The sequence below is a fragment of the Pseudomonas sp. G5(2012) genome (assembly GCF_000408945.1).
GTDB lineage: Bacteria > Pseudomonadota > Gammaproteobacteria > Pseudomonadales > Pseudomonadaceae > Aquipseudomonas > Aquipseudomonas umsongensis.
Genome location: NZ_APIO01000029.1, coordinates 1 through 9,998, shown reverse-complemented (window position 1 = coordinate 9,998; position 9,998 = coordinate 1). Strand labels below are relative to the sequence as shown.

Below are 9,998 nucleotides of genomic sequence, written 5' to 3'. Positions count from 1 at the left end.
AAGCCGCCGTTACCGCAGGAATGGATATGTACTCCGTCAACAAACAATAGGTCGGCTGTCAGGGTGGCTTCGCTGGCAAGCCAACTCCTACAATTGATCAGGACATTCAGCTCCCCCAGACTTTCTGCGCCTTCGGCGCTTCAGTAAGAATTGCATCCACCGCCGCGCCGATCTCTTCGACTTTCCACAACGCGCCCTTGTCGCAGGTAACGCCCGTGCGCCAGCCATCGCCCAGGGAGATGCGACCGCCCTGGCTTTCGAAGACCTGGCCGGTGACATGGGCCGACGCCGGGCTGCCCAGCCACACCACCAGCGGCGCGACGTTCTCTGCAGCCCAGGCGTCGAAGCTGCCGTCCTCGGGTTTCTTCACCACGTCGGGCATGGCGCTCTCGGTCATCGAGGTGCGTGCGGCCGGCGCCAGTGCGTTGGCAGTGACGCCATAGCGCGCCAGTTCCGCCGCCTGCACCAGGGTCAGCGAGGCGATTCCGCCCTTGGCCGCCGAATAATTGGACTGCCCCACCGAGCCCTGTAACCCGGCGCCGGAGCTGGTGTTGATGATCCGCGCGTCCACCGGCGTGCCGGCCTTGGCCAGGTCGCGCCAGCGGCGGCCGAGGATGTTGGCCAGGCAATAATGGCCCTTGAGGTGGACGCGCATGACCATGTCCCAGTCTTCTTCACTGAGGCTGATGAACATGCGGTCGCGTAACACGCCGGCGTTGTTGATCAGCACATGCACTTCACCGAACGCCGCCAGTGCCGCATCGACGATGCGCTGCGCGGTGGCCAGGGTGGTGATGTCATCGCTGTTGGCGATGGCCTGGCCACCGTTGGCGCGAATCTCCCCTGCCACATCTTCTGCGGCCTCGGCGCGAATATCGTTGACCACTACATTGGCCCCTTGCGCGGCGAACGCCAGCGCGTAGGCGCGACCGAGGCCACCGCCGGCCCCGGTGATGATCACGGTGCGGTCTGCACACATAGCCATGTTTGACTCCTTGAGAATTTTTGTGGCCGCGCGCCCGAAGCGGCGGCCCGCATGAAAAATTACAGGCGTTCGATAATGGTCACGTTGGCCTGCCCGCCGCCTTCACACATGGTTTGCAGGCCGTAGCGACCGCCGCTGCATTCCAGTTCGTTGAGCAGCGTGGTCATCAAGCGTGCGCCGGTGGCGCCCAGCGGATGACCGAGGGCAATCGCGCCGCCGTTGACGTTGGTGCGCGCCGGGTCGTAATCGAGCTCCTTGGCCCAGGCCATGACCACCGAGGCGAAGGCTTCGTTGATCTCGACCCGATCGATGTCGCCCATGCTCAGGCCACTCTTGGCCAAGGCCCGGCGGGTGGCGGCGATCGGTGCGGTGAGGTGCCAGATCGGATCGTCACCGAGCACCGTCAGGTGATGAATCCGCGCCCGTGGCGTCAGGTCGTAGCGCTTGAGCGCCGCCTCGGACACCACCAGCAGTGCCGCCGAGGCGTCGCAGGTCTGGCTGGACACGGCGGCGGTGATCGACGGGAACTGCGGGTCCACCGGTTGCAACTCGGCCATCTTCGCCAGGCTGCTGTGACGCGGCGTTTCATCCACCGCCAGGCCTTGGCAGCTGACGATTTCCCGGGCGAATCGGCCACTGGCGATGGCCGCCAGGGCGCGTTCGTGGCTCTGCAAGGCAAAGGCTTCCATCTGCTCGCGGCTGATCTGCCAATGATCGGCGATCCGTTGCGCGGCGTAGAACTGGTTGACGGGCTGCTGGCCAAACCGCGCACGCCAGCCAACGCTGCCCGAGAACGGATCGGCAAAGCCCAGGGGCTGGCCGGCCAGCATCGCCGAAGAAATCGGGATCTGGGTCATGGTCTGTACCCCACCCACCGCGACCACATCCTGGGTGCCGCTCATGACCGCCTGCGCGGCGAAATGCAGCGCCTGTTGCGACGAACCACACTGACGATCCACGGTGGTGCCGGGCACCGTCAGCGGCAAGCCGGCGGCCAGCCAGCTGGTGCGGGCGATATCGCCAGCCTGGGAACCGATGGTGTCGACGCAACCGAATATCACGTCGTCATAGTCTTCGGCAGGGATCACGTTGCGCGCCACCAGCGCCTTGAGCACATGGGCGCCCAGGTCAATGGCGTGGATCTCGCTCAATGAGCCCTTGCGTTTGCCGGTGGGGCTGCGCAGTGCATCAACAATGTAGGCCTGTGCCATGACTCATTCCTCGAAAGTATGCCCCGGCCCCAGGCCGGTGGCGTCGGCGAACAGGTAGTCGCTGACACGGGTTTTGTGAAAGCCGCGGTCGCCCCAGGACGCATCGAGGGCCCAGGCGCGTTTCATGAACATCTGCAAATCCACCTCCCAGGTGTACCCCATCGCACCATGCACCTGGATACCCTTGCGCGCGGCGAGCCAGCTCGCTTCGTTGGCCGCCAGGCGCGCTTGCGAGACCCAGGCGCCCGCGTTGACGTCACCCCGCGCCAAGGCATGGGCCGCGCGGTACAGCACCGGCTTGGCCTGTTCGATGTAGCGGGCGACATCGGCGAGGTGATGCTTGACCGCCTGGAAGCTGCCGATCGGCTTGCCGAACTGTTTGCGCTGGGCCACGTAGTCCACCGACAGGTCGAGCATGCGCTGCGCCAGCCCCAGCAGTTGCCCGGCCACCGACAGTGCACCGCGGTCCAGCAGGTGCGCCTGCAAGGTCCGTCCCTGCTCGCCACTGGCCACGCAGGTGGTCGGCGACGGAGTCCAGGTCACCCGCCCCAGGCGTCGCGAGGCATCGATGCTCGGGTGGTTTTCCACCTCGACCTCGGAGCGCGGCACCACATGGATGTCATCGCCATCGGTGAGGATCAACACTTCGGCCAATTGCGCATCACTGACCAGCGCATTGACTGGATGACTGATCGCCAGGCGCAAGCTGCCATCGGCGATACGCGGCAACAGGTCGGCGCGGGCCGGATGCTGCGCCGGCAGAGCGGCGAGCAAGCCGCTGGCGACATAGGCGGTGTCGGCCAATGAGTCGGGAATGGCGTAGTAACCCAGCTCCTGGGTCATCAGGGCCCAGGTCACATCGTCCATGCCCAGGCCGCCTTCGGCCTCGGGCACCGACAAGGCGGTCAGGCCCTGGCCGGCGATCTTGTTGCGCAGGTCGCGGGAGCGCCCGGCATCGGTCTCCCAGATTTCCCGGAGCATTTCCGGGGCGGCTTCGGTCATCAGGAAACGACTGATGGCTTCGTGGAACGCCAACTGGTCATCGTTGAAAGTGAAGTCCATGGCGGTTCCTTATTTCGGCAAACCGAGCATGCGCTCGGCAATGATGTTGCGCTGGATTTCGTTGGTGCCGGCATAGATCGGCCCGGACTGGGCAAACAGGAAACCCTCCAGCCAACCCGCCGCATCGCCCGCCTGCGCGCCTTTTGCAACCAGCTCGCCGCGCGTACCGAGAATGCGCATGGCGGTCTCGTGCATCTTCAGGTCCAGCTCCGACCAGATGATCTTGTTGATGCTTGATTCGGCGCCGATCTGCTCGCCCCTGCTCAAGCGTCCCACGGTGTGGTAGGCCGACAACGCATAGGCCTCGGCACCCATCCAAGTCTCCAGCACGGCATCGCGCAGGCCCGGATCGCGGTCGGCGCTGGCGCGGTTGGCCTTGTACAGCTCGACCAGCTTGCGTGCCGTGGCCTGGAAGCGCGCCGGTGAACGCAGCAGCAGGCCGCGCTCGAAACCGGCGGTGGCCATCGCCACGTGCCAACCCTGCCCCTCGGCGCCGATGCGGTTGGCCACCGGCACCCGCACGTCGTCGAAAAACACCTCGGCGAAAGCGTCCTTGCCGTTGAGCGCCTTGATCGGGCGAATGCTCACCCCCGGCGTATCGAGCGGCACCATGATAAAGGACAGGCCGTGGTGACGGGCCGACCCCGGCTCGCTGCGGAACAGGCCGAACAGCCAGTCGGCGTAGATCGCCCGGGTCGACCAGGTTTTCTGCCCGTTGATCACGTAATGGTCGCCGTCGAGCAGCGCTTTGCTGGTGATCGCCGCCATGTCGGAGCCGGCGTTGGGCTCCGACCAGCCTTGCGCCCACATGTCCAGGCTGGCCGCCATGCGCGGCAGGAAACGCTGCTTCTGCTCCGGGGTACCGAATTCCATCAGGGTCGGGCCCAGCAACAGCTGGCCGTTCTGGTTGACGCGCATCGGCGCGCTGGCACCGTAATACTCTTCTTCGAAGATCAGCCACTCGATCAAATCGCTGCCGCGACCGCCCAGTTCGGCTGGCCACATCACCATCGACCAGCGGCTCTCGAATAGCGTGGCCTCCCAGGCGCGGTGCTGCTCGAAGCCTTCGCGGGTGTCGTAGCTGGCCAAGGGTTCACGGGGCACATTGGCCGCCAACCAGGCCCGTACTTCGGCGCGGAAGGCGTTTTGTTTGGAGGTATAAGTCAGGTCCATGGCGTTATCTCAGAACTTGGCGTCGCGTTTTTCGACGAAGGCCCGCCGCGTTTCCGCGGAGTCCGGGCTGCTGTAGGCCTGCATGGTGAAGCCCTGTTCCCAGCGGTATTTATCTTCCAGGTTGCCGTCTTCGATACCGTTCAAGGCTTCCTTGGCAATGCGGATCATGCCCGGGCTCTTCTCGGCGATTTTCGCCGCGATGCCCAAGGCGGTTTCGCGCAACTGGTCCTTGCTGACAATGCGTTCGATAAAGCCGTACTGCAGGGCTTCAGGGGCGCCGATGCTGTCCCCGGTAAAGAACAGGTAACGAACTTTTTGTACCGGGAACAGCCGTTGCAAGTGCGCACCGCCGCCCATGGCGCCACGGTCGACTTCGGGCAGAGCGAAGGTCGCGCATTCGGAGGCGACGACGATGTCCGCCGCCCCGGTGATGCCGATACCACCGCCCAGGACAAAACCATGGACCGCGACAATCACCGGCACCGGGTTGCGGTGCACGGCCTTGAAGGTGGCGTAGTTACCGGCGTTGACCTCGACGATTCGCTCCGGATGCTTGTCCAGTTCCTTGATGTCGACACCGGCGCAAAAACCGCGGCCTTCGGCGCGGATCACGATCACCCGCACCTCGGGATTGGCCCCGAGCGCTTCGATCTGTCGCGCCAGGGCATGCCATTCCTGGCTGTCGAGGGCATTAACCGGTGGCTTGGCGATCACCAGTTCAGCGATCCCCTGATTGAGTTGTGTCGTAAATGCCTGGTTCACAGGGGTTCTCCGATACTGGCGGGTTGATTCGTGGCGTGTGTCTGGCTGCGTGCCAGGAGCGCATCCAGGCAGTGCTGGGCCTCGCTGGCGATGCCTTCGATGACTTCGCGGCAACTGAGCAATTCGCCAATGGCTGCGGCGACCTGGCCGCTGGGCAGGATGCCCTCGTCCGGAGCGCCATCGACCATCGAGCGCTGCAACAGCACCGGCTGGTTGGCGGCCATCACCACCTGCGACAGTTGCGAGGGGTCTTCACGCAATGCGCGCAGGAAGACTGCAGCCATGTGCCCCAGGCTCATGCCGGTCTGCTGCTTCCACTGCCACGCGCTGCCCAGGGCTATGCGCAGGCGACCGAAGGGGCCCGCCTGTTCCAGGTGATTGATGAAGCGGTTTTCGATCATCCGGTGGCGCATGCCATCCACCGCCGTGGTCACGCGCACCAACTGCGGATCGTTGACCTTCAGGTAACGTTCGAGGGTCGCGGCCGGTGTCGGCGATTCGCGGGTCATGAGGAACCGCGTGCCCATGGCGATGCCGGCACCACCGGCAGCGAGCACCGAGGCCAGGCCACGGCCGGTGGCGAATCCTCCGGCCGCGATCACCGGTACCTTGACCGCCGCCAGCACCTGGGGCAGCAGGATCGAACTCGGTACGCCGCCAGTATGGCCGCCGCCCTCACCGCCCTGGATGGTGATCATGTCGGCGCCCAGTTCCACGGCCTTGAGCGCATGCTTGAGGGCGCCGACAGTGGGAATGCACAGCACCTTGGCCGCCTTGAAGCGGGCGATGGTCTGTTTGTCCGGACCGCGCCCGTAACTCACGGCGCGCAGACGGTACTTGATCGCCAGGTCGACGCACTGCGCGGCGTTGTCCTGGAACATATGGAAATTGAGCCCGAAGTTGCTGGCGCCAGTGGCGTCGATCACCTTGCGGATTTCGCCTTCCAGTTCGTCGGCCGCGATGGTCGCGCCAGCCAGGAAACCGAAGCCCCCGGCCTGGGTCGTGGCGATCACCAGGTTGGCGTCGGCGACCCACCCCATGGCGGTCTGCACGATCGGGTAACGGCAACCGAGGGCCTCGGTCAGTGGTGTATCCAGCCAGCGGTTCATTGGCTTTTGTCCTCGGCCTGCTTGTTGGCCCGGGCCATGCCCTTGGCGTCGAAGCCGCCCAGTTTGTCGCCGGACAACAGCTCGTTATGGGCATGGGCAAAGTGATGCCAGGCGAACACGGCATCCATCGCCGTGCGTTTGCCCTGCAAGTCCTCGACGTGGTTGATCGCCTGCTTGGTCAGGGCCAGGCCCATGCGCGGCTGACGGGCAATGCCGGCGGCCAGGGCATAGGTGGCCTGCTCCAGCTCATCACGGCTGACCAGGCGGTTGACCATGCCCACTTGCCAGGCTCGGGTGGCGCTCATGCGGTCGCCGGTGAAGAGGAATTCCTTGGCGATTCGCGGGTTCATTTCATAGGGATGGGCAAAATACTCCACCCCCGGAATACCCATGCGCACCACCGGGTCCTGGAAGAACGCGTCGTCGCTGGCAACGATCAGGTCGCAGACCCAGGCCAGCATCAGCCCGCCCGCCACGCACGCGCCATGGACCATGGCGATGGTCGGCTTGGGCAGTTCGCGCCAGCGTCGGCACATGCCCAGGTACACCTCCTGCTCACGGGCATACAGTTGCTCGCCACCGGGCTTGTTGGTGTGGTCCCACCACAGGTGCGCGCGCTCGAACGGCTTGTCGATATCCCGCCCCGGCGTGCCGATATCGTGGCCCGCCGAGAAGTGCTTGCCGTTGCCCCTGAGGACGATGACCTTGACGCTGTCATCGTTCACCGCCTGGCGGAAAAAGCCGTCCAGGGCGTAAGTCATCTGCGAGTTTTGCGCGTTGTTGAAGGTCGGCCGGTTCAGCGTCAGCGTGGCAATACCCTCGGCCACGCTGTACAGCACCGGGGTGTCCGTCTCGTAGACGGCGTTGTCCTGGCGGACGATGAATTCACTGTCGCTGCTGTGCATGCTCGCCTCCTTGTCTCAGGCCGTACGGATGCCGGGTGGGTTGCCCTTGATCGCCGTGGCGCGGTATTCGTGGGGATCGAGTCGGCGGATCAGCGCTAACTGCTCAGGGGTCGGATGCGCGGTTTCGTGCAACTGCGCCGACTTGAGCAACGGGAAGCCGGTGTTGTCCTGGACCTGCTCGAAACTCACGCCGGGGTGCAGCGAACGCACCTGCACTGCCCGGTCCGGGCCGTTGAAGTCGAGGACGCACAGGTCGCTGACCACGCAATGGATGTCCATCAGGTCGCGACGCGTACCTTCGGGCCAGCGTTCGGCCTTGAAACCGACACCGGAAACCATGTCCACTTCGCCGCTGACGAACACCCGGCTGTTATGGCTGGGCACGAAGAACGAATTGAGGTGGTTGATGCTGTTGCCCGGCAGGCCGCGTACGCCGAGGATCGCCGTTTTGGGCTTTTGATAATCGCCGACGCAGGACAGGTTGGTCTGGCCCCAGCGGTCGATCTGGGTCGGCCCGATCATTGCGTGGCGGCGTCCGCCCCACACGCACTCGAACACTCGCTCGAACGACATGTAGCCGGAGTAACGCGGTACGTAGTCGCCACGCGGGCCCAGCGGGATCGGTTCTTCGACCAGGAACGCCTCGCTGTCGGTCATCAACAGTTCCGGGCTGTGGGTCAGTTTGGCAAGGCTGGCGCCCAGGCGCGGGATCACGCCGAGGCCCGAGGCAATCACCTCGCCATTGCCGCGCCACGCTTCGCTGGCAGCGACGATCATCAGTTCCGCCAGGGTGAAATCACAGGTTGCAGACATGGTCGATATTCCTCAGAACACGGGAAGGGGCAAGGCGCCCATGGAGTCGGCACCGCCGTTCTGTGCCTGATAGGCCTGCTCGCCACCGGCGATGTAGGTCTGCACATAGTCCTGCCAGCCGTTCTCCGCCTGGCTGCTGGCGACATAGCCCTTGAGATGCTTCATGTCCCAGCCGTAGTCGGGGGCGCAGAGTGTCGGGTGCGCACCCAGGGGCGCATGCACCACGCCGCTCACCAGATAGCGCTCGAAAGTATTGAAGCGGGCTTGCTCGGCGCTCAGCGCCAGGCGATCTTCCAGGCGCTCGCACGAGACAAAGCACTGGTTGGCGGCGCGGGCGAACAGGTGATCGAAATAGGGGTCCGGCCCGGTCACCAGGCAGTTGCCCAGGCGATCGGCGACGTTGACATGCAGGAATGCCACGTCGAGATTGAGCGCCGGCATCGCCAGCAGCACCTCGCCATCGGCATAGGGCGACTGGATGGTCTTGAGCTGCGGGTTCAGGCGCGTCACATCGGTGGCCAGGCCACAACGGGTCGGCAGGAACGGCAGACGCATGCCGGCGGCACGCAGGCCCCACTGGAACATGCCTTCGTCCAGCTCCATCAACTCCAGCTCGCCGGCTTCACGGGCCTTGCGGTAGTAGGGTTCCAGCGGAATGGCATCGAGGGTGGCGAAGCCGAATATCAGCTTCTTGACCTTGCCGGCAGCGCACAGCATGCCCACTTCCGGACCGCCGTAGGCGACCACGGTCAGGTCCTTGACGTCTGAGCGCAGGATCTCGCGCACGATGGCCATCGGCTTGCGCCGCGGGCCCCAGCCGCCGAAACCGATGGTCATGCCATCGCGCAATTGAGCGACCGCATCGGCCGCTGTCAGTTGTTTGTTCATCATGACAATTCCTTAACGTTGGCCGACCGAAAAGTCGTGCCCCCAAATGCTCACGCGGGTGAACTCGAACGCTGAGTGCTCGGCCCAGTCGACTTGCAACCCGCCAAAGCCGTACTCCAGGTCGAAGCCGGACGGTGTCTTCATGTAGAAACTGGTCATGCGGTCATTGAGGTGCTGGCCGAGGGTGGCCGACAGGGCTACCTCATGGGCGCGCAGACGGTCGTGGGCACGGCCGACTTCGGTCATCGAATCGACCTCGACCATCACGTGCACGCAACCTGACGGTACCGGGTACTCGGCCAGTGCCAGGCTGTGGTGGCGAGCGTTCTGGCAATGCAGGAAGTGAATGCGGATCGGCGCCACGGACGGGTCTGGACGGAAGTTGAAAATGTCCGACAGTTCGAAGCCCAGCACATCCTTGGCGAACGCCAGGGTGGCGTCGAAGTTCGGCGCCGGCAGCACCGTGTGACCCAGGCCCATGTCACCAGTGACGAAACGCGGCACACCCTGGGGCGAGACAAATGGCAGGCAATCTGAGCGATGGCCCCAGCTCAGTTCATGGCAGTTGCCCGATGGGTCGGTGAGCTTGACCAGCGCCTGTACGCCGCGCTGCTCGATCTCGGCGGCGGAGCCCGACTGCCATTCGATACCGGCTGCACTTAGATGCTCGAGGGCGGCCTTGAATGCCGTCTCGTTGGCCAACTCCCAGCCAGAGGCCAAATAACGCGCTTCAGCGCCTTCGACGATCAGCATGCGAAACGGACGCTCGTCCATTTTCACGTACAGGCCACCGCCCGGCGCCGGGTTCACTTGCATGCCCAGCACGTCTTCGGCGTAACGCTGCCAATGACTGAGGTTTTCGATCTGCGAGACGAAATAGCTCAAACCGCGAATGTCGATCATGCCTGGGTCCTCGTTGGCTGAAAGGGTTTCGTGGTGAGCATTGTGCAAAGCAGTGCGCGTGGCTTCATCGTCCGTTGAGACTAAGCACGGGTGGGTCTTGGGCTCTTCGTGGGAGCGGGCTTGGTCGCGAAGGCTTTGTGTCTGGCGACTGGGATTTTGAGGGTGGTGTGTATATCCATTGCTGCGG

General features: G+C 64.4%; 10 protein-coding genes. All 10 read right to left on the bottom strand.

Going from position 1 to position 9,998, the window contains the following annotated elements:
- Positions 1 to 106 precede the first annotated feature (106 nt).
- Genes PG5_RS09465 through PG5_RS09420 form a run of 10 tightly spaced genes read right to left on the bottom strand, consistent with a single transcriptional unit; the run spans position 107 to position 9,811 of the window.
- A complete protein-coding gene (locus PG5_RS09465) occupies positions 107 to 985 on the bottom strand; it encodes an SDR family oxidoreductase (protein WP_020796884.1) in 879 nt (292 codons plus the stop codon).
- Positions 986 to 1,044: 59 nt separating this feature from the next.
- Positions 1,045 to 2,196: an acetyl-CoA C-acetyltransferase gene (locus PG5_RS09460; RefSeq protein ID WP_020796883.1), complete on the bottom strand. Its 1,152-nt coding sequence runs from the start codon at positions 2,194 to 2,196 to the stop codon at positions 1,045 to 1,047.
- A 3-nt stretch (positions 2,197 to 2,199) separates the two neighbouring features.
- The gene (locus PG5_RS09455; protein ID WP_020796882.1) at positions 2,200 to 3,258 is read right to left on the bottom strand and encodes an acyl-CoA dehydrogenase family protein; all 1,059 of its coding nucleotides are present in this window, start codon (positions 3,256 to 3,258) and stop codon (positions 2,200 to 2,202) included.
- Positions 3,259 to 3,267: 9 nt separating this feature from the next.
- Entirely contained in the window at positions 3,268 to 4,431 is a 1,164-nt protein-coding gene (locus tag PG5_RS09450) for an acyl-CoA dehydrogenase family protein (protein WP_020796881.1), read from the bottom strand.
- A 9-nt stretch (positions 4,432 to 4,440) separates the two neighbouring features.
- Positions 4,441 to 5,193: an enoyl-CoA hydratase family protein gene (locus PG5_RS09445; protein ID WP_020796880.1), complete on the bottom strand. Its 753-nt coding sequence runs from the start codon at positions 5,191 to 5,193 to the stop codon at positions 4,441 to 4,443.
- A complete protein-coding gene (locus PG5_RS09440; protein ID WP_020796879.1) occupies positions 5,190 to 6,302 on the bottom strand; it encodes a nitronate monooxygenase family protein in 1,113 nt (370 codons plus the stop codon). Before PG5_RS09440 ends, PG5_RS09445 begins: the two co-directional genes overlap by 4 nt.
- Complete coding sequence (locus PG5_RS09435) at positions 6,299 to 7,207, bottom strand: enoyl-CoA hydratase (protein ID WP_020796878.1); 909 nt, start codon at positions 7,205 to 7,207, stop codon at positions 6,299 to 6,301. The genes PG5_RS09440 and PG5_RS09435 overlap by 4 nt, the downstream gene beginning before the upstream one ends.
- A 15-nt stretch (positions 7,208 to 7,222) precedes the next feature.
- The gene (locus tag PG5_RS09430; RefSeq protein ID WP_020796877.1) at positions 7,223 to 8,020 is read right to left on the bottom strand and encodes an acyl CoA--acetate/3-ketoacid CoA transferase subunit beta; all 798 of its coding nucleotides are present in this window, start codon (positions 8,018 to 8,020) and stop codon (positions 7,223 to 7,225) included.
- 12 nt (positions 8,021 to 8,032) lie between these two features.
- Positions 8,033 to 8,908 carry a CoA transferase subunit A gene (locus PG5_RS09425; protein WP_042955314.1) on the bottom strand — a complete coding sequence of 292 codons (876 nt, stop codon included), beginning with the start codon at positions 8,906 to 8,908 and terminating at the stop codon, positions 8,033 to 8,035.
- 12 nt (positions 8,909 to 8,920) lie between these two features.
- Positions 8,921 to 9,811: a VOC family protein gene (locus PG5_RS09420; RefSeq protein WP_020796875.1), complete on the bottom strand. Its 891-nt coding sequence runs from the start codon at positions 9,809 to 9,811 to the stop codon at positions 8,921 to 8,923.
- Between the last annotated feature and the right edge of the window lie 187 nt (positions 9,812 to 9,998).